17 protein-coding genes are annotated in these 17,799 nt (G+C 70.0%); 4 read left to right on the top strand and 13 right to left on the bottom strand.

Translation table 11 applies throughout. The features are described 5' to 3' along the window. Window positions 1-36 precede the first annotated feature (36 nt). A complete protein-coding gene (locus tag BJ970_RS39465) occupies window positions 37-795 on the bottom strand; it encodes a DoxX family protein (RefSeq protein WP_184726746.1) in 759 nt (252 codons plus the stop codon). 111 nt (window positions 796-906) lie between these two features. Between BJ970_RS39465 and BJ970_RS14480 the strand changes: the two genes are divergently transcribed. Beyond that, entirely contained in the window at window positions 907-1,872 is a 966-nt protein-coding gene (locus tag BJ970_RS14480; RefSeq protein ID WP_184726745.1) for an alpha/beta fold hydrolase, read from the top strand. 155 nt (window positions 1,873-2,027) lie between these two features. Then, a complete protein-coding gene (locus BJ970_RS14475; protein ID WP_312864249.1) occupies window positions 2,028-3,185 on the top strand; it encodes a PQQ-dependent sugar dehydrogenase in 1,158 nt (385 codons plus the stop codon). 63 nt (window positions 3,186-3,248) lie between these two features. On the opposite strand, the gene BJ970_RS14470 is transcribed toward BJ970_RS14475, so the two are convergent. Then, window positions 3,249-3,842, bottom strand: coding sequence for a TetR/AcrR family transcriptional regulator (locus BJ970_RS14470; RefSeq protein ID WP_184726744.1), 594 nt, complete (start codon window positions 3,840-3,842; stop codon window positions 3,249-3,251). Window positions 3,843-3,927: 85 nt separating this feature from the next. Between BJ970_RS14470 and BJ970_RS14465 the strand changes: the two genes are divergently transcribed. Further along, window positions 3,928-5,352, top strand: coding sequence for an FAD-dependent monooxygenase (locus tag BJ970_RS14465; protein WP_184726743.1), 1,425 nt, complete (start codon window positions 3,928-3,930; stop codon window positions 5,350-5,352). A gap of 262 nt (window positions 5,353-5,614) precedes the next feature. On the opposite strand, the gene BJ970_RS14460 is transcribed toward BJ970_RS14465, so the two are convergent. From BJ970_RS14460 to gatC, 5 genes are all read right to left on the bottom strand, one after another. Continuing rightward, the gene (locus BJ970_RS14460; RefSeq protein WP_512700296.1) at window positions 5,615-6,727 is read right to left on the bottom strand and encodes an NsdA family TPR-like regulatory protein; all 1,113 of its coding nucleotides are present in this window, start codon (window positions 6,725-6,727) and stop codon (window positions 5,615-5,617) included. Window positions 6,728-7,006: 279 nt separating this feature from the next. Beyond that, on the bottom strand, window positions 7,007-8,512 hold the full coding sequence (gatB, locus tag BJ970_RS14455; protein WP_184726741.1) for an Asp-tRNA(Asn)/Glu-tRNA(Gln) amidotransferase subunit GatB: 1,506 nt from the start codon (window positions 8,510-8,512) through the stop codon (window positions 7,007-7,009). Then, window positions 8,509-8,706 carry a hypothetical protein gene (locus BJ970_RS14450; protein WP_184726740.1) on the bottom strand — a complete coding sequence of 66 codons (198 nt, stop codon included), beginning with the start codon at window positions 8,704-8,706 and terminating at the stop codon, window positions 8,509-8,511. Before BJ970_RS14450 ends, gatB begins: the two co-directional genes overlap by 4 nt. Next, a complete protein-coding gene (gene gatA, locus BJ970_RS14445; protein ID WP_184726739.1) occupies window positions 8,706-10,235 on the bottom strand; it encodes an Asp-tRNA(Asn)/Glu-tRNA(Gln) amidotransferase subunit GatA in 1,530 nt (509 codons plus the stop codon). Before gatA ends, BJ970_RS14450 begins: the two co-directional genes overlap by 1 nt. 221 nt (window positions 10,236-10,456) lie before the next feature. Then, on the bottom strand, window positions 10,457-10,756 hold the full coding sequence (gatC, locus tag BJ970_RS14440) for an Asp-tRNA(Asn)/Glu-tRNA(Gln) amidotransferase subunit GatC (protein ID WP_184729102.1): 300 nt from the start codon (window positions 10,754-10,756) through the stop codon (window positions 10,457-10,459). A 265-nt stretch (window positions 10,757-11,021) separates the two neighbouring features. Here gatC and BJ970_RS14435 point away from each other — a divergent pair, with 265 nt between their 5' ends. After that, window positions 11,022-11,675: an ACT domain-containing protein gene (locus BJ970_RS14435; protein ID WP_184729101.1), complete on the top strand. Its 654-nt coding sequence runs from the start codon at window positions 11,022-11,024 to the stop codon at window positions 11,673-11,675. A 40-nt stretch (window positions 11,676-11,715) separates the two neighbouring features. On the opposite strand, the gene ligA is transcribed toward BJ970_RS14435, so the two are convergent. From ligA to BJ970_RS14405, 6 genes are all read right to left on the bottom strand, one after another. Then, entirely contained in the window at window positions 11,716-13,875 is a 2,160-nt protein-coding gene (ligA, locus tag BJ970_RS14430; RefSeq protein WP_184729100.1) for an NAD-dependent DNA ligase LigA, read from the bottom strand. Window positions 13,876-13,994: 119 nt separating this feature from the next. After that, the gene (locus BJ970_RS14425; RefSeq protein ID WP_184726738.1) at window positions 13,995-14,696 is read right to left on the bottom strand and encodes a hypothetical protein; all 702 of its coding nucleotides are present in this window, start codon (window positions 14,694-14,696) and stop codon (window positions 13,995-13,997) included. 105 nt (window positions 14,697-14,801) lie between these two features. Continuing rightward, on the bottom strand, window positions 14,802-15,818 hold the full coding sequence (locus BJ970_RS14420; protein ID WP_184726737.1) for a DUF6461 domain-containing protein: 1,017 nt from the start codon (window positions 15,816-15,818) through the stop codon (window positions 14,802-14,804). A 243-nt stretch (window positions 15,819-16,061) separates the two neighbouring features. Then, window positions 16,062-16,652 (bottom strand): FtsK/SpoIIIE domain-containing protein, encoded by a 591-nt coding sequence (locus tag BJ970_RS14415; protein ID WP_184726736.1) that lies wholly within the window; start codon window positions 16,650-16,652, stop codon window positions 16,062-16,064. 56 nt (window positions 16,653-16,708) lie between these two features. Continuing rightward, on the bottom strand, window positions 16,709-17,356 hold the full coding sequence (locus tag BJ970_RS14410) for a caspase family protein (protein ID WP_184726735.1): 648 nt from the start codon (window positions 17,354-17,356) through the stop codon (window positions 16,709-16,711). 10 nt (window positions 17,357-17,366) lie between these two features. Further along, window positions 17,367-17,771: an effector-associated constant component EACC1 gene (locus BJ970_RS14405; protein WP_184726734.1), complete on the bottom strand. Its 405-nt coding sequence runs from the start codon at window positions 17,769-17,771 to the stop codon at window positions 17,367-17,369. Window positions 17,772-17,799: the final 28 nt, after the last annotated feature.

The raw sequence follows: 17,799 nt of genomic DNA, 5'->3' as shown, positions 1-17,799 counted from the left end.
CGGTACCTGGGGTACCGGGCCCGTTTCGTGCTGCGGTCAGGGGCGGTGGAACAGAATCAGGACCGCTGCGGCCGCCGCGGCCGCGATGATCAGGCAGATGAAACCGAAGAGCACCGGGCGGCGGAACCACGCCCGCCCGTAGTCCAGGGCCACTCGGCCGGGTCCGGCGAACATCAGCCCTAGGCCCAGCGCGCCCAGCGTCGCCTCCAGCTCGAAACCACCGGAAGCGGCGAAGAACCCGGCACCGAGTTTGACGAAGATCGCGCTGGCCATCAAACCCACGATCCCGGCGCCGGCCAGCGGGGTGAACAGGCCGAGCACCAGCAGCGCACCGGCACCCAGTTCGGTGCCGCCGGTGATCAGGGCCAGCACCGCGTTCTGGTGGAAGCCCATGTCGCCCAGCGTTTCGGCGAACCTGTCGGGTCCCGGACCGCCGAGCACGCCGAACAGCTTCTGCGCGCCGTGCGCGAGGAAAATCCCGCCCACTGCCAGGCGCAGAATGAGCAGGCCCATGTCGGTGCCCGCGTTCCAGCCGAACGGCTTGCGGTTCGGGCCGAGCTCGTCGTAATACTCGGAGAGAGCACTGTCGCGCCGATCGACCAGCGACGTGGCTTCGGCGTCGCTGTAGCCGTCTTCGTCGTCGTAGTAGTTGTATTTCTGCGCACCGAGGCTCTGCGTCTTGGCAGTTGGTGCACCCGTTGCGCTCGCACCGGCAGGCTGCCGGGCTTGCGCGTCATAGCTGCGATCGTCGGGGTAGCCGCCCGCACCGCCGGGGCGATCGTCGTGAATCCTCACGCCGGTGGAGGCTAGGGCATGGTCACCCCAAAGTGCGACCTTTTCCGGGAAAAGCTTCTCGACAGTGATTTGTCTGATACAGCCGGCCCGCGGCTGGGGGAAAATGGTTCGATGGTCGACGAGGTGTTCTGGGAATTCGATGTTTCCCCAGGTGGCTTCCGGTCTCAAGGGTGGACGTCCGCGCCTTGGGCGCGGGAGACCGGGGTGCCGCAGGCGGTCCTGGTGTGCCCGGATGTCGGTGCGATACCCGAGCTGCTACCGGTGGATTCGTCGGCCCGGCTGTTGGGCTGGACTCCAAAGCACAACCAGGCCAACACCCTCGGTGATCACGTCGACGACGCGTTGGCGGTGCTCGACGACGCCGGGGTGAAGGACTGCGCGGTCGTCGGCTGGTCCGCCGGCACGGTGGTGGCGGTAGAGCTCGCCCGGCGGTTCCCGGACCGGGTCCGCGGGCTGATGCTGCTCGCCGGGCCGCCGACCGGGGGCGCGGACGCGCTGCTCGGTGCGCTCGGCGTCCCGGAGCTCGCCCGACAACTGCTCGCCGCGGGTGGTTGCGCCGCGTTGCAGCTCGTTGGCGGCTTGCTGGCGTCGATCAGTTCGCGGCTGCCGGTGACGGACCTCTCGGCTCGGCTCGTGCAGTACGGCGGCTTGATGCATCCCGACTCGGACCGGACCACCGCCGCGGCGGTGCTGCGGCAGTTGCTGCACCAGGACTGGCAGTGGAATGTGGCGTCGAGCCTCGCCTGGCGCGCGTCGACCCGAACCCCGGCGGTCGGCCTTAGCTGTCCGTTGACCGTTCTCACCGGACGGCACGACCTGCTGGCGGACTTCGCCAGCATCACCAGGTCGGTCGCGGCGCTGCCGCAGGCCCAGGTGCGGATGCTGGCGACCTCGCACTTCATCCCGTTCGAAGCGCCGGACGCGGTGCGTGCCGAGCTCGCCCTGCTGCTGCGCCGGATCGACGCGGTCGAGCGCGCCCGCCTCGGCATCGACCCACCCGCGCCGCCGATACGACCCATTCGGCTACCAGTCCCGGAGCCTGACACTCGCCGCCGGACCGAACGCCCGTCCCGCTGACCCTGCGGGTAGTTTCGCATCGCGGAATGCCTCTTGTGCCGGTGCGGCGATCTTGTCGAGCGCCGAGGCCACTGCCTGACGAGCGCGCCATCCCACCGATCGAAACCCGCAGGTCTCACCCGAGGTTTACCCCTGGGCCGATAGGCTCGGGCGTCGTGGCAGTCTCGTTTCGCATGCGTCGTCTGCTGCTGGGCATGGCCGCCGTGCTCGGCACGCTGCTGGCGGGCTGCGCACAGTTCCCAGACGAACATCCCCGGCCGTGGGGCGACCAGCCATCGCTTGAGCCGCAGGCCGGTCCGCAACCCTCGTTCGAGAACGAGTCCCCGCCGCCGGAGTCCAGCGCCGCGCCGCAGCAACCCAAGCCGCCGGTCGGCTGCGAAGACCCCGACCCGGCGGTGGTGGCCACCTGCCTGGATCCGGTCGGCGCGATCGCGGTGCTGCCCGACGGCCAAGGCGCGCTGGTCGGCGAGCGGTCCACCGGGCGGGTGCTGCGCGTCCAGCGTGGCGTGAAACCCGTTGAGCTGGCCCAGATTCCGGTCGACCCGAGTGGCGGCGGCGGACTCACCGGACTCGCCCTGTCCCCCACCTACAACGAAGATGAGCTGTTCTACGCCTACGTCACGACCTCCGACGACAATCAGGTCGTCCGGGTCGCGGCCGGGGACCGGCCCAAGCCGGTGCTGACCGGCATTCCGAAGGGCTCGACGGGCAACGGCGGGGCGATGCTCGACGACGGCCAAGGCTCGCTGCTGATCGCCACCGGAAACGCGGGCAGCCCGGCCAACGCCGCGAATCCGCAATCGCTGGCGGGGAAAGTGCTGCGCATCGACGGTTTCGGCAAGCCGGCCGCGGGCAACCCGGATCCGAAGACGCCGGTGGTCGCCGCCGGGTTGACCGAACCGGGCGGGCTGTGCGGCACCCCCGGGCTCGGCATGTACTGGGTGACCGACCGCACCGGCGCCCAGGACGCGTTGTATCGGGTGCAGCTCGGAAAACCGCTCGGCTCACCGGCGTGGACCTGGGTGGAACGCCCCGGCGTGGCCGGCTGCGCCGCCGACCCGTCGACGGTGGTGGTGGCGCTGCGCGATGCCGCCGCGCTGTACACCCTGCACCCGGCGCCCGACGGGAGCTTCACCGGTCAGCCGACGAAGGTCATGGAGAACACCTACGGCCGGTTCTCCGCCGCGACACTCGGCCCGAACGGTCTGATCTGGCTGGGCACCGCGAACAAGGACGGCGGTCGCCCGGTCCCCAGCGATGACCGCGTCCTGCGCATCCAGCCACCGTCCGGCGGCTCCGCGGGCAAGGACTGAGCCGCGCAGTCCTTGCCCGCGCGCCCATCAGGCGGCGACAGTGTCCACTAGGGACATCTGTGGTCACTTGCCGCTCAGACCCCGGTGCGTCAGATCGGTGAGCAGTTCGATCGCCTCGTCGTCGGTGATCCCCTCGACCAACGGGTTCCGGTCCACCAGGAGCGCGTAGGCGAACCGGTGCCACATCGAGGACACCGCGAGCGCGACCGCCGCCGGCTCCGCCACCCCGGCTTGGCGGATGTGGTCCGCCAGATCCCGGAGATCCGGTTCCAGCAGGGTCGACAGGCGGTCGGCGAAGCGCTGGTCCACCAGCGCAGCCTGCTGCAATGCGATGACCACGCTCTGGTTGGCGCGGAAGAACCGCCAGTACTGCGCGATGTGCCAGCGGATGGCTTCGCGGTTGGTGAAGTCCGGATCGTGGGTGGAGTCGGTTTCGACGATCCGGTCGCCGGCCGCGAGCATGTCCGCGAGCAGCGATTCCAGCAGTTCTTCCTTGCTGGCGAAGTGGTTGTAGAACGACCCGGCGGCGCGACCGGCCTCCGCCGTGATGTCGGTGATCTTGGTGTTCAGGTACCCGATCCGATCGAAGACCCGCCGCGCCGCCGCCTTCAGCGCGGCCTCGGTCTCGGCGGCCTTCGCCTTGCGGCTGCCCGGCATCGCACTCCTCTCCTTGACGGGAACGCTAGCAAGTCACATACTGAATATGAATTCACTGAATTATGATTCATCAAGGAGTTGGCGGATGGACACCCGAGTGCTGATCGCCGGAGCCGGCCCCACCGGCTTGACGCTGGGCATCGAACTCGCCCGGCGCGGCGTCGCCTGCCGCATCGTGGACGCCGCCCCGCAACCGCCGAGCGGTTCCCGGGGCGACGGCCTGCAACCCCGCACCCTGGAGGTCTTCGACGATCTCGGGGTGCTCGACGAGGTGCTCAGCAACGGTGCGCCACCAGTCCCAATCCGCGCGCACATCGGCGGCGAATACGTCGGCCAGCGCCGGATGACCGAGCTGGTCGAACCAACGCCCGACATCCCGCACCCCAACCCGTGGGTGCTTCCGCAGTGGCGCACCGAGGAAATCCTGCGAAACCGGCTAGCGCGGCTCGGTGTCCAGGTCGAGTGGGGTACCGAATTCCTCGGGTGCGAACAGGATTTGCGCGGCGTCACCACGACGTTGAACACCGCAACGGTGCGCACGGATTTCTTGGTCGCCGCGGACGGTGGCCGCAGCACGGTCCGCAAGGCCCTTGGCATCGATTTCGCCGGGGAGACCGACGATTCCATCCGGATACTCTTCGGCGATGTGCGGGCCACCGGACTAGACCCCACCTGCGCACACTGGTTCGGCGCAGCCGAGGACCCCGCCCGAGGCATCGCCCTCACCCCGCTGCCCGGCACGGACTCGTTCCAGTTCAGCGCGGCGCTACCCGACGACTGGGAACCTCGCGCCACCCTGCCCGACCTGCAACGGCTGCTTGACAGCTACTCGGGCCGCGCGGATACCCGGTTGCACGATCTGACCTGGTCCACGGTGTGGCGGCCGAACGTGCGGATGGTGCGGCGTTTCCGGGAGGGACACGTCTTCCTCGCCGGGGACGCCGCGCACGTGCACCCGCCAACCGGCGGGCAGGGCCTGAACACCGGTGTGCAGGACGCCTACAACCTCGGTTGGAAACTCGCCGACGGGGCATCCGACCTGCTCGACAGCTACGAGGCGGAACGGCTGCCGGTGGCCGCGTCGGTGCTCGGCATCAGCACGGAGCTCCTGCGCAAGTACACCGAGGGCCACCCGGACGCACATCGCCGCGGAACGGAGACCCAGCAGCTGGACATCTCGTACCGCAACGGCCCGCTGGCGCGCGACGATCGGCTGGAACCCGGTCGCGTGCGGGCGGGCGACCGGGCGCCGGATTCGCCGGTGCGCGACCAGGACGGCCAACCGGTCCGCCTCTTCGACCTGTTCCGGGGGCCGCACTGGACGTTGTTGGCATTCGACGCGGAACCACCGAAGACCGGCCCCGAGGTACACGTCCACCGCATCGACGCATCCGCTGCGGACGCTTGGCAGGCGTACGACGTGGCCGGCGCCACCCTGGTGCTGGTGCGCCCAGACGGCTACATCGGCCGAATCACGCAAACTGCGACCGTCGCCCCCTTGCACTGGTAGGTGGGCTTTCCGGCAAGAACGGGGATTTTCACCCACGAGCCTTCCCGACCGGAACCGGCGAAGATCCGCAACGACGCCGACCACCACCCGACCCAGAAGTCCACAGTGGAGTAACCACGAACCCAACGGGCGAAAGGCGGGCGGGCGACTGACACGACGCCAGCGCCCGCCTTGTCCCGGCCGTCTTGGTTCCCTGAACGAACCGGGCGGGCCGGGCTACGCGCAGAGCCGACGAGCCACCACTACGCCGATCGGGCGCACGCTATGAGACTCGGCGTGCGATGTGATCGAGTGCGTCGCCAAGGGTGGATGGCAACGCCGGGCGTTGCTCCGGGAACGCCACGGTCCGCCGGAGAATGCCTTCCGTCCGTGCCGATGCGATCTCGCCGACCATCGAAGCCACGTCGGCGGCGACCCGTTCGGCTTCGGCCCACGATCCGGCACGCAGGCATGCCCGGAGCAGATTCGCCCGGTGAATGTAGAGCGCCCACCGGAAGTGCTCACGTCCTTCTGATCGTTCGACGGCGGTCGCCAGGCGCGGGAGCGCCTTGGCGTGGTTGCCGAGGCTGGCATACACCATGCCCTCGTGCCCGGCGAGTTCGCGTTCGTCGAACCACCACGACCAGACCGGATCGCGGCCGGTGGTGCCGTCGGTGAATGCGGAGCGGGCGCGGTCGAACACCCACAGGGCTTCGGTCTCGTCGCCGAGCGAGGCCAGGGCGCGGGCGGCGCGCACGTCGAACAGCGCCCGGACCCGTCCCGGCAGTTCGGCGCGGTCGCTCATGCGGGTCGAGATCCGCAGTGCCTCGCGGTCGCGGCCGGTGTGCACGCTGGCGAGTGCCTGATTTGTGAGGATGAACCACTGCATTGAGGTGTCGCCTGCGATGTGGGCGAGTTCGAGCGCTTCAGCGTTGACCGCCCGTGCCTCGTCGTGGCGTTCGGCGTCGAACAGCAACCATCCGGAGAGCTCGCCGAGTTCGGCGGTGACCGCTTCAAGGTCTCGTTCGATCGCCGAAACATAGCGGCCTTCGCCGAGGATGCGTTGCGCCCGCCGGAAGCACCGCAGGGCGATCGGGGCGACATCGGCACCCCCGTGCACGCCGTCGAGAGCGACGAGGTGGGAGAGCGTCCGCCGCATCTCGTCGAGGTAGTCACTCGTCGCGGGCGCTTCCTGATCGGCCATCGGGACGGGCGATCCCTCGGATTCGGTGAGTTCGGCACGAGACAACGGTTCCCCTGGTACTCGTGGCGAGGGGATCGCCTCGCGGGCAGCGCGGAGTCGATCGTTACGGGCGCGGGCCATGCTGATGATGCTGCCAGGAGCCCCGGTCTGCCCCCACCTGCCCAACCCGAATGCCCTAGGTCTGACGCCGATGCGGCCTGTGGGTGTCGCCTTGTGGCGACCGGATCGAGCAGGGCGAAGGCCAGATCGTCGAGTCGTTCACGGGCAACCCGTGCCCGACGTGTCTCATGTTCGCCGTACTCGCCCGCGAAGGGAGCACGCTAGCCCGCGTGGGGCGGTCGCGTCGAGCACGGAAGATGATCTCGTGGGCTGTTTCGTGGGGCACCTCAGTGCCCCATCCCACATCCGTACAGGTCACGACCGGTCCCAGCGCGGAGCCGCGAAAAGTGCCCTTCACTCGGAAAAACGCGGCTACTGGCCGCAGGCGGCCAGGACGAGTTCGCGGACCCGCTTCGCGTCGGCCTGGCCCTTGGTGGCCTTCATGACCGCGCCGACGATCGCACCGGCGGCCTGCACCTTGCCGCCGCGGATCTTGTCCGCGATGTCCGGCTGCGCCGCCAGCGCCTCGTCGATCGCGGTCTGCAGCGCCGAGTCGTCGGACACGACCTCCAGGCCGCGGGCCGCGACCACGTCGTCCGGCTCGCCCTCACCGGCTAGCACCCCGTCGACGACCTGGCGGGCCAGCTTGTTGGTCAGCTTGCCCTCCGCCACCAACTCGATCACCCGCGCCAGCTGCTTCGGGGTGATCTCCAGGTCGGCGAGCTCGACGCCGCGGGTGTTGGCCTGCTGCGCCAGGTACGAAACCCACCAGGACCGGGCATCGCCGGCGGGTGCGCCCGCGTCGACGGTCTGCGCCACCAGCTCCAGCGCCCCGGCGTTGACCAGGTCGCGCAACTCCTCGTCGGAGAGCCCCCACTGCTCCTGGGCGCGCTTGCGTCGTTCCCAGGGCAGCTCCGGCAGGGTCTTGCCTAGCTCCTCGACCCACTTCCGGGACGGCGCGATCGGCACCAGGTCGGGCTCCGGGAAGTAGCGGTAGTCCTCGGAGGTCTCCTTGCGGCGGCCCGCCGACGTGGTGCCGGTGGACTCGTCGAAGTGCCGGGTCTCCTGCAAGATCGAGCCACCCGAGGAGAGCACCGCGGCGTGCCGCTGCATCTCGAAGCGCACCGCGCGCTCCACGCTGCGCAGCGAGTTGACGTTCTTCGTCTCGGTGCGGGTGCCGAACTCCGAAGAGCCCTTCGGCATCAGCGACACGTTCGCGTCGCAGCGCAGCGAGCCCTGGTCCATCCGCACGTCGGAAACGTCCAACGCGCGCAGCAGATCCCGCAGTGCCGTGACATAGGCGCGGGCCACCTCGGGGGCCCGCGCGCCCGCGCCGACGATCGGCTTGGTGACGATCTCGATCAGCGGCACCCCGGCCCGGTTGTAGTCCAGCAGCGAGTAGTCCGCGCCGTGGATGCGCCCGGTGCTGCCGCCCACGTGCAAGGACTTGCCGGTGTCCTCCTCCATGTGCGCCCGCTCGATCTCGACCCGGAAGGTCTCGCCGTCGTCCAGCACCACGTCAAGGTGACCGTCGAAGACGATCGGCTCGTCGTACTGCGAGGTCTGGAAGTTCTTCGGCATGTCCGGGTAGAAGTAGTTCTTCCGGGCGAACCGACACCACTCGGCGACCCGGCAGTTCAGCGCCAGCCCGATCCGGATGGCCGCCTCCACGGCCCTGCCGTTGACCACCGGCAACGAGCCCGGCAGGCCCAGGCACACCGGGCAGACCAGGGTGTTCGGCTCCGCGCCGAAGGCGTTGGCGCAGCCGCAGAACATCTTGGTCCTGGTGGAGAGCTCGACGTGCACTTCGAGCCCGAGCACCGGGTCGAACCGCGCGAGGACCTCGTCGTAATCCATGATCTCGGCGACGGCGGTCACTTGTCGTCCTCCCCCTTGCGCAGGGCCCGCACGGCCAGCGCGGTGCCGGTGATCAGCCCGAGGGCGGTGATGATCGCGTCCGCCAGCGCGAGCTTGTCGTTCTTGTGCCGCGCCTCGCGGAAGCTCGCCCGCAGCCCAAGTGCGCCCGAGAGCACGGAGGCGAGCTGGAACGCTGCTTTGATCTTCGGGTTCATCACGCGACCTCCAGCTGCGGAACACGATTGATGAGCGGGCCGTCCTGGCTCGCGTTGCGCGCCGCCTCGTAGGCGGCGCCGACCCGGTAGAGCCATTCGTCGGCCATCGCCGGGGCCATGATCTGCAACCCGACCGGCAGACCGTCCTCATCGGACAGTCCGCAGGGAACGCTCATGGCGGCGTTGCCGGCCAGGTTGGACGGGATGGTGCACAGGTCGGCGAGATACATCGCCATCGGGTCGTCGACCCGCTCGCCGATCTTGAACGCCGTGGTCGGCGTGGTCGGCGACACCAGCACGTCGACCTTCTCGAACGCGGCGGTGAAGTCGCGGGTGATCAGCGTCCGCACCTTCTGCGCCTGGCCGTAGTAGGCGTCGTAGTAGCCCGACGAAAGCGCGTAGGTGCCAAGCATGATGCGGCGCTTGACCTCGGGCCCGAAACCGGCCTCGCGGGTCAGCGACATGACTTCCTCGGAGCTGCGCGCGCCGTCGTCACCCACGCGCAGTCCGTAGCGCATCGCGTCGAAGCGGGCGAGGTTCGACGAGCACTCGCTCGGCGCGATCAGGTAGTACGCTGGCAGCGCGTAGTCGAAGTGCGGGCAGGAGACCTCGATGACCTCCGCCCCCAGGGCGGACAGCTGCTGGACGGCGGCGTCGAAAGCGCGCTGCACGCCCGGCTGGTAGCCGTCGCCGGAAAACTCGCGGACCACGCCGACGCGCACGCCCTGGAGGCCACCCGAAGCGCCCTGCTCGGCGGCGGTGACGACCTGCGGCACCGGCTGGTTGATCGAGGTGGAGTCCATCGGGTCGTGCCCGGCGATCACCTCGTGCAGCAGCGCGGCGTCCAGCACCGTGCGTGCACACGGGCCGGGCTGATCCAGCGACGAGGAGAACGCGACGAGGCCGTAACGGGAGACCCCGCCGTAGGTGGGCTTGACGCCGACCGTGCCGGTCACCGAGCCGGGCTGGCGGATCGAGCCGCCGGTGTCCGTGCCGATCGCCAGCGGTGCCTCGAACGCGGCCAGCGCCGCCGACGACCCGCCGCCGGAGCCGCCGGGGATCCGGTCCAGGTCCCACGGGTTGCGGGTCGGGCCGTACGCCGAGTTCTCGGTCGACGAGCCCATCGCGAACTCGTCCATGTTCGTCTTGCCGAGGATGACCACGCCCGCCTCACGCAGGCGGCGCGTCACGGTCGAGTCGTACGGCGGAACCCAGCCCTCCAGCATCTTGGAGCCGCAGGTCGTGGGCATGTCGGTGGTGGCCAGCACGTCCTTGAGGGCCAGCGGCACGCCGGTCAGCGGCGACGCCGCGTTCCCGGCGGCGCGGTCCTCGTCGGCCTGCCGCGCGGCGGCCAGCGCGCCGTCGGCGTCGACGTGCAGGAAGGCGTGCACCGCCGGGTCCACGGCGGCGATCCGGTCCAAGTGCGCCTGCGTCACCTCGACCGACGTGACCTCGCCCGCCTGCAGCTTGGCGGCGAGCTCGGATGCGGTCAGCCCGGTCAGGCTGCCGCCGGATGCGGTCGACGTCATCAGGCCTCCTCAGTGTTTTGCGGGACACCCGCACCCGGTCGGCCCCGACGAGCCGGCGAGAAAGTGTGGCTCATCAGGCCTCCTCAGTGTTTTGCGGGACACCCGCACCCGGTCGGCCCCGACGAGCCGGGGCGAAAGTGTGGCTCATCAGGCCTCCTCAGTGTTTTGCGGGACACCCGCACCCGGTCGGCCCCGACGAGCCGGGGCGAAAGTGTGGCTCATCAGGCCTCCTCGGTGAGAATCCGCGGCACGCGGAACCGGTCTTCTTCGGCGGCGGGCGCCGCGGCGAGCGCCTGCTCGCGCGACAGCCCCGGCCGCACCTCGTCATCGCGGAAAACGTTGGTCACCGGCACGGCGTGGGAGGTCGGCGGGATGTCGTCCGCAGCGACCTCGCCCACCTTTGCCACCGCATCGAGGATCTGGTCGAGCTGGCCGGCGAAGATGTCGAGCTCGGCCTCGGTGACGGCCAGCCGCGCCAGGCCGGCGAGGTGCGCGACCTCGTCGCGGGAGATCTTGGACACTGCGAAGGCTCCCTGGTCATGTCCGGTTTCACGGGTACTCCCCAGTCTATGGCGGGCCCGGACCCGGCCCGGGAGGGGGCGCAACGCCGGGATCAACGCGCCGATTTCCATGGAAATCGGCGAGGGCACGTCGGGAAACCGCAGGTCTTTCCACTGCATGGACGCCAGGGGCACCGTCGCCGCGTCGCGTCTGACACAATTTCAACCGCTGGCGAACGGCGCGGCCGGCGAGGCGTCGCGCACGAACCTGGAGGCGTTGAGTCCGGTGTCCTTCCTCATCCGGGTGCAGATACCGGACCGGCCGGGCAACCTCGGGTCGGTGGCGCGAGCGCTCGGCGAGATCGGTGCGGACATCCTCAGCGTCGACGTCGTCGAGCGCAGCAACGGCGTGGCGGTCGATGACCTGGTGGTGGAGCTGCCCTCCGGTCGGCTGCCCGACGTGCTGATCACCGCCGCCGAGTCGGTCGATGGCGTCGAGGTCGACGCGGTCCGGCCGTACGCGGGCGTGCTGGATACGCACCGCGAGCTGGAACTCGTCGAGGAGATCGCCGCCGAGCCGGCGCGCGGGCTGCAGATCTTCGCCGAGGGCGTGCCGAAGATCATCCGATCCGGTTGGGCGATCGTTTTCGGCCACCGCTCGGGCGGCGCCGAGCAGCTGGCGGCCAGCACCTCGGCCCCGCAGGAGGGCTACCTGGAGCTGCCGTGGCTCCCGTTGCCGCGGGCGACGATCTTGGACAGCGACGAGTCGTGGGTGCCGGAGACCTGGCAGGAGCTGGGCACCGAACTGGCCGCGACGCCGATCGGCAAGCCGGATCGGGTGCTGTTGGCCGGGCGACCGGGCGGCCCGATGTTCCGCGCGGCGGAACTCGCCCGCCTGACCCACCTGGCGGGCATCGTCGCGGTCGTCCTCGACGGCTGAGCCGCGATCTCAGGGGAAATCGGCGCCTAGGCTCGCGCCCTCATTCCCCGGCTTCCTCGGCCGGTAGCGCGGCCTCGGCGGCGGCCTCCGGGCCCTGGTCGAGCAGCACCCGGAAGCCGTTCTCGTCCAGTACCGGGACCTTGAGCTGCATGGCCTTGTCGTACTTCGAGCCCGGCGAGTCACCGACCACCACGAACGCGGTCTTCTTCGACACCGAACCGGCCGCCCGACCGCCGCGCGCCATGATCAGCTCTTTGGCTTCGTCGCGGGAGAACGTCTGCAGCGTCCCGGTGACCACGATGGACAGGCCTTCGAGGGTGCGCGGGATCGACTCGTCCCGCTCGTCGGCCATCCGCACCCCGGCGGCCCGCCACTTACGCACCAGCTCGCGGTGCCAATCGACCTCGAACCACTCGCGCACCGCAGCGGCGATCGTGGGACCGACGCCGTCGGTGGCCGCCAGCTCCTCCTCGGATGCCGCCTCGATCCGGTCCAGCGAACCGAACTCGCGGGCCAGCGCCTGCCCCGCGGTCGGCCCGACGTGCCGGATCGACAGCGCCACCAGCACCCGCCACAGCGGCTTCTCCTTGGCCGTGTCCAGGTTGGCGAGCAGCTTGGCGCCGTTGGCCGACAGGTTGCCTTCCTTGGTGCGGAACAGCGGCGTCTTGAGCAGCTTCGGCTCGTCCAGGTCGAACAGGTCGCCCTCGTCCTCCACCACCCCGGCCGACAGCAGCGCGTTCGCCGCCTCGTAACCGAGCGCGTCGATGTCCAGCACCTTCCGGCTCGCCAGGTAGAACAGCCGCTCGCGCCGCTGTCCGGGGCAGCCCTGGGCGTTCGGGCAGCGCAGGTCGACGTCGCCCTCCTTCTGCTGCGACAGCGGCCACCCGCACTCCGGGCACACGGCCGGCATGACGAACTCGCGCTCGTCCCCGGTGCGCACGTCCACCACCGGGCCGAGCACCTCGGGGATCACGTCGCCGGCCTTGCGGATGACCACCCGGTCGCCGATCAGCACGCCCTTGCGGCGGACCTCGTCGGCGTTGTGCAGGGTCGCCATCGACACCGTGGATCCGGCGACCTTGACCGGCTCCATCACGGCGAACGGCGTGACCCGGCCGGTGCGCCCGACGTTGACCTGGATGTCCCGCAGCGTCGTGGTGGCCTGCTCCGGCGGGTACTTGTAGGCGATGGCCCAGCGCGGCGCGCGGGAGGTGGTGCCGAGCCGACGCTGCAGCGGGACCTCGTCGACCTTGATCACGATGCCGTCGATCTCGTGCGCCGCGGAGTCGCGGTGCTTGCCCCAGTAGCCGATGTGCCCCACCAGATCGTCCATAGTGGACAAGACGACGGTGTGTTCGGACACCGGCAGGCCCCACGCCTTCAACGCGGCGTACGACTCGGACTGGCGGTTCGGTTCGAAGCCGTCCCGCTTGCCCAGGCCGTGGCAGATCAGCCGCAGCGGCCGGGTGCGGCTGACCCGCGGGTCCTTCTGCCGCAGGGATCCGGCGGCGGCGTTGCGCGGGTTGGCAAACGGTGGCTTGCCCGCCTCGACCAGCTTGGCGTTGAGCTCGGCGAACTCGTTGACCCGGAAGAACACCTCGCCGCGGACCTCCACCAGCGCCGGCACCGGGTACTCGTCGGTGCCGGTGAGCTGCTCGGGGACCTCGCCCATCGTGCGGACGTTGAGCGTCACGTCCTCGCCGGTGCGGCCGTCGCCCCGGGTCAGGGCACGCTCCAGCCGTCCGTCCCGGTACAGCAGGTTGATCGCGAGGCCGTCGATCTTCAGCTCGCACAGGTAGTGCGCGTCGGCACCCACCTCGCGCTCCACCCGGTCCACCCAGGCCTGCAGTTCCTCGGTGCTGAACGCGTTGTCCAGGCTCAGCATCCGTTCGAGGTGCGCGACCGGGGTGAACTCGGTGGAGAAGGTGCCGCCCACGACCTGCGTCGGCGAGTCCGGTGCCTGCAGCGCCGGGTGCTCCGTTTCCATCCGCTGCAATCGGGCGAACAGCTCGTCGAACTCGCCGTCGGAGATCGTCGGCGAATCCAGCACGTAGTAGCGGAACTGGTGGCCGCGGACCTCCTCGGCCAGGTCCGCGTAGCGCTCGCGCACGTCGGCGGGCACGTCTTCGACGCCCTCCGCCGCGCGGGCGGCGGCGGGGTCGTCTGGCACGACCTCCTCAGCGTTGGCTTCCGCCTCGATTGCGGCGAGGTTCCGGTCCACGTCCTTGCTGGTCACGCCCCGAGACTAGCGAGCGACCCCGACAACAGCACGCAGGACTCGGCAAGCGCGGCCGATCCGCCAAGAACCTGAATCCGAGTTCACGACTCGGCGGCCGTGGAAGCGCTGCGGTCGAGCTCGCGGACCAGGTCGCGGAGTTCGAGCAGGCCGATCGCGCCCTCCGGTTCGAGCTCCGCGGTCTCCACCCGGCCCAGCCGGTCGGCCGCCAGCCGTTCGCCGAGCGTGGCGTCCAGCGGCAGGAAGGTCAGGGCCCGCCGCGCATTCTCCTCCAGTCCGCTGAAGCCGGGGTGGTAGACGGCGACATCGACCAGGCCCTCGGCCTCGTCGACCTGGGCGACGACCCGCACGTCGGCCAACGGGTACTTCTCGCCCCGCAGGTTCACGGTGACCTCGGTCGGATCCGGCACCGGCGGCACCGAGTCGTGGTATTCCCAGAGCGTGTCGGCCGCCGGGGCGGCGGCCATCCAGGCGTCGGTGTACGGGCGCAGTTCCGGGTCGGCCTGACTGCTGATGACCAGCGCGTACACGGCCTTCTCGCCGTGCTCGATGGCGAAGGTCAGGTTCGGATGCACCGCGGCGAGGGCATCGGCCACCAGGCTCTCGATTCGCTGCGGCATGCTGTCGCCGAGCGCGGAGGCGATCTCCGGCAGCAGGTCGTCCCACCGCTGCCAGAACCGCTCGGCTCGCGCGGCCGCGTCGGCGCGGACGTCGACCGGTTCGGCGGTCTCGGCGTTGCCTCGGGTGCTGTCTTCGGCTTCGCGACGACGGAGGAACCTGAACATGCCCACCATTGTGCCGGGCGCGGTGCGCTGTTCGGGGCCGATTCCGTGGACTCGGTCGCGAGCGCTCGGGCCGCTACGCGGCTGCCGCGGGCGCCCCTGAAGTGGTTACGAACGCTGGTCGTCCAGCTCGTCTGCGACGATGCGGGCGAGCTCGCAGGCATCCACGCCGCGCACACGCCGCGCCTCGGCCAGCAGGCTGACCAGCGCGGTCAGCAAATCATCGTGGGTGGCCTGCCGCAGCACCTCCACCGCGCGCAACTGGTTGCGGACCTTGCTGCACGGACGGTGCCGGAAGCTGTGCCACGTCCAGTCCCGGACGACCTCGCTGAGCGCGCCGTGGTCGATCGGCAAGCCGCTGGTCAGCGACGACAGGGTCCGCCGCACGACGGGGTGGTCGAGGCAGCCGGCGGTGGCGACCACGTGCCGCGCCGCCACCGCGACGGCCCGCCGCCGGTCGCTCTCGGCGGCGGCCCGCAGCGCCGCGACCAGTTCGAGCGGATAGCCGACGACGTCGTCCAGCGGATTGGGCACCGCGACCAGATCATCCGGCCACGGCGACACCGGGAAGGTCTGGAAGTCACCCGCGAGCCAGCCCGGATTCGGCGACAGCCCGGTGAGCCGCCCGGCCAACGCCAGCATCAGCGCCACCGGATCGGCCTGGGACCAGGGCAATCCGGCGCGGATGGCCTCCAGCTCGTCCGGCCGGGTGCCCTCCCGGAATTCCGGGAGCACCGCTTCGAAAGACGTCCGAACGTCACCGAGAACCGCGTGGGAAAAGCGGGTGAGCGCGCTCGCATCCCAGAACACCGACACGGCGGCCAAGCGCGCGGCCCTGCGCAGCACCTCCGGCCGCTGCCCCTGCCTGCCGTTTTCCTCGACCACCAGTATCCAGTCGCCGAGCCGCCGGAGCGCGATCATGGGGTGCTTTTCCTGGTGGGCGAAGGCCTCTTCGCAGAACTCGTCGATGTCCAGCCGCCGACCGAACCCGGTCACCCCGCCGAAGGCTTCCGCCACCTGGCCGATGTCGTCGCCCCGCACGAAGGTCAGGCACGCCGCCTCTTGGATGGTGCTCCGCCGGATCCACTCGGCCCGCACGAGTTCGCTGACGCAATGACTGCCCACACCATTCTTCCTACCAGCGCAACGACTTCCACAAGGCCGATTCCGAAAAAGACCTGTCTGCCCGAAATCGGCACCATGCCCGGCGCGCCGATCGCGAACCGAAACCGTCCACTGAGGACACATCATCGCGACGGCATCTCGGCCACCTGGATCGTGCCGGTCTCCGCTCCGCAGACAAAGCGCCCGCGCCCCGGCGGCCGAGACGCCGACAGCACACCGGGCAGGAGCTCACCGTCCCGTTCATCACCGCTGAGCACCACCACCGCGCAACCGGCAGCGCGCAGCTTTCCGAGGAAACCGGTGGTCAGCGCATCCCCGATGTTGATCGAGTTCCAGGTCGAATTTCCAGCCGGGGCGCCGGTCCTGCTTTCGCTGCGCGATGGACTCGATCATCGACACCATGTCCTGGTGCCGCGGCTCGGCGTCCGTCGCGTTCGGTGCAGCGACCTGGAAGACCCCGGAGGTCGACGTGGCTTCCAGTGGCCGCCCCGCGGTTCCGGCCAGGTCGATCTTGTCGCGCAGGTGGTGCAGCAGCCCGCCGGAAATCCGCGACCACGAACGCGCGGCGGCGACAACGTGCACGCCGAAGCTGGAGCCGTTGTCCGCGATCCGCTCGACCTGGTCGACCAGTGCCGGGTTCTCGGCGGCGAAGGCTTCCCAACGGTCGATCACCAGGACCACGTCCTGCTGCGGGCCGTCGCCGGGCAGGTCGCGATTGCGCCGCGCGACGCGGAACTCGGCAAGCGATTCGAACGCGTGCCGCCGGAACATCGCCCGTCGCGCGGAGATGCTCCGGTCGATCTCGTCGAACCTGCCGGACCTCGACGCTCTCATCCGGCCCGACCACCCTGCCGACGTGCGGAAGTTCCGCGAAAGCCCCTAACCTGCTTTCAGAGAGGGGCAGACGCCCAGCCGGGAGATGCAGATGTCCGGCGACCTCTACGTCGCCCGGACCGCTGCGGCGCCCGCTGCGGAGATTCGACGTTCCCCACGGCGCCGGATCGGTGACGGTCAGCTGCTCGCCTTCGTAGGCGTACTCCAACGCGCTGGTCGCGGTGATGACGTATGTTCCCCGCCCGCCCAGCTGGCGCAGATCGATCTGCCCACCGGCCGACTTCGGCGTCAAACCGTGCGAGAAGGCGCCGCTGTAGCAGCAGTCCAGCAGGACGACTTTCGTGCCCGCCTGGGACGCGTGCAGCTGGTGCTGGACGAAAACCGAACTGACCGCGGAGGACTCGATCCGATCCTTCGGTGTTGCAGGCGGCGAACAACAACTGGCCGCCATCGTTCTTGATCCCGTGGCAGGACAGGTACAGCAGCACCAGGTCGTCCGGCCCGGCGCGCTGGAACAGGTCCTCGATGCCCCGCTCGATCTGGCTCTTCGACTCGTTTCGCAGGACCTCCGCGGTGAAGTCGCCCTGCGATCTCAGGACCTCCTTCAGCTCCTCGGCTTCCCCGGCAGGCGCGCGGAGCCCGCGCAACCCTGGATCGCCGTACAGCGAAGTCGCGACCAGCAGCGCGATGCGGCGCCCCGCCATGTCGTCGGCCCTACTGCTGCTCGGCTGACGGCTCGGCCTCCCGGGGACCGCCGTCGAGGAGTTTCGCCGCGATGGTTTCCACCAGCAGGTGCTGGTCCTCGACGGACAGGCCGTCGATCTCGACCTTGTCGCCGTCCTTCTCGATGCTGACGCGGCGGGCCTTGGCCCGCTCGAAGCGAGCGACCATGACCTTGGCGAAGGCCACGGCGGTGGCCGCCGAGAACACGCCGCTCAGCACGAGGCGGCCGATCTCCAGCGCGGCACCGGATTTCGCGCCCTCCGGGCCCTGGCCGCGCAGGCGGTCCACCCGGACCCCGCCCACCTGACGCAGTTCGGTGAGCAGCAGCTGCGTCAGGTGCTCCAGCCGCTCCGGCGTGTCCTCGGGGAGGTCGAAACCGACCAGCCAGCGGGCCATCTCGCCAACCTTCCGCAGCTCGGGTTCT

The organism is Saccharopolyspora phatthalungensis (assembly GCF_014203395.1).
Taxonomy (GTDB): Bacteria; Actinomycetota; Actinomycetes; order Mycobacteriales; family Pseudonocardiaceae; genus Saccharopolyspora; species Saccharopolyspora phatthalungensis.
The sequence above is the reverse complement of the archived record's forward strand: the minus strand, read 5'-3'. Positions and strand labels throughout refer to the sequence as shown.

Excerpts from the sequence above, each read along its gene's own strand:
- gatA (WP_184726739.1), bottom strand. The coding sequence starts at position 10,235 with ATGACGTCGACCGCATCCGGCGGCAGCCTGACCGGGCTGACCGCATCC.
- BJ970_RS14425 (WP_184726738.1), bottom strand. The coding sequence starts at position 14,696 with ATGTTCAGGTTCCTCCGTCGTCGCGAAGCCGAAGACAGCACCCGAGGC.
- BJ970_RS14405 (WP_184726734.1), bottom strand. The coding sequence starts at position 17,771 with ATGGCCCGCTGGCTGGTCGGTTTCGACCTCCCCGAGGACACGCCGGAG.
- BJ970_RS14410 (WP_184726735.1), bottom strand. The coding sequence starts at position 17,356 with ATGGCGGGGCGCCGCATCGCGCTGCTGGTCGCGACTTCGCTGTACGGC.
- BJ970_RS14465 (WP_184726743.1), top strand. The coding sequence starts at position 3,928 with ATGGACACCCGAGTGCTGATCGCCGGAGCCGGCCCCACCGGCTTGACG.
- BJ970_RS14450 (WP_184726740.1), bottom strand. The coding sequence starts at position 8,706 with ATGAACCCGAAGATCAAAGCAGCGTTCCAGCTCGCCTCCGTGCTCTCG.
- BJ970_RS14480 (WP_184726745.1), top strand. The coding sequence starts at position 907 with ATGGTCGACGAGGTGTTCTGGGAATTCGATGTTTCCCCAGGTGGCTTC.
- BJ970_RS14415 (WP_184726736.1), bottom strand. The coding sequence starts at position 16,652 with ATGAGAGCGTCGAGGTCCGGCAGGTTCGACGAGATCGACCGGAGCATC.
- BJ970_RS14470 (WP_184726744.1), bottom strand. The coding sequence starts at position 3,842 with ATGCCGGGCAGCCGCAAGGCGAAGGCCGCCGAGACCGAGGCCGCGCTG.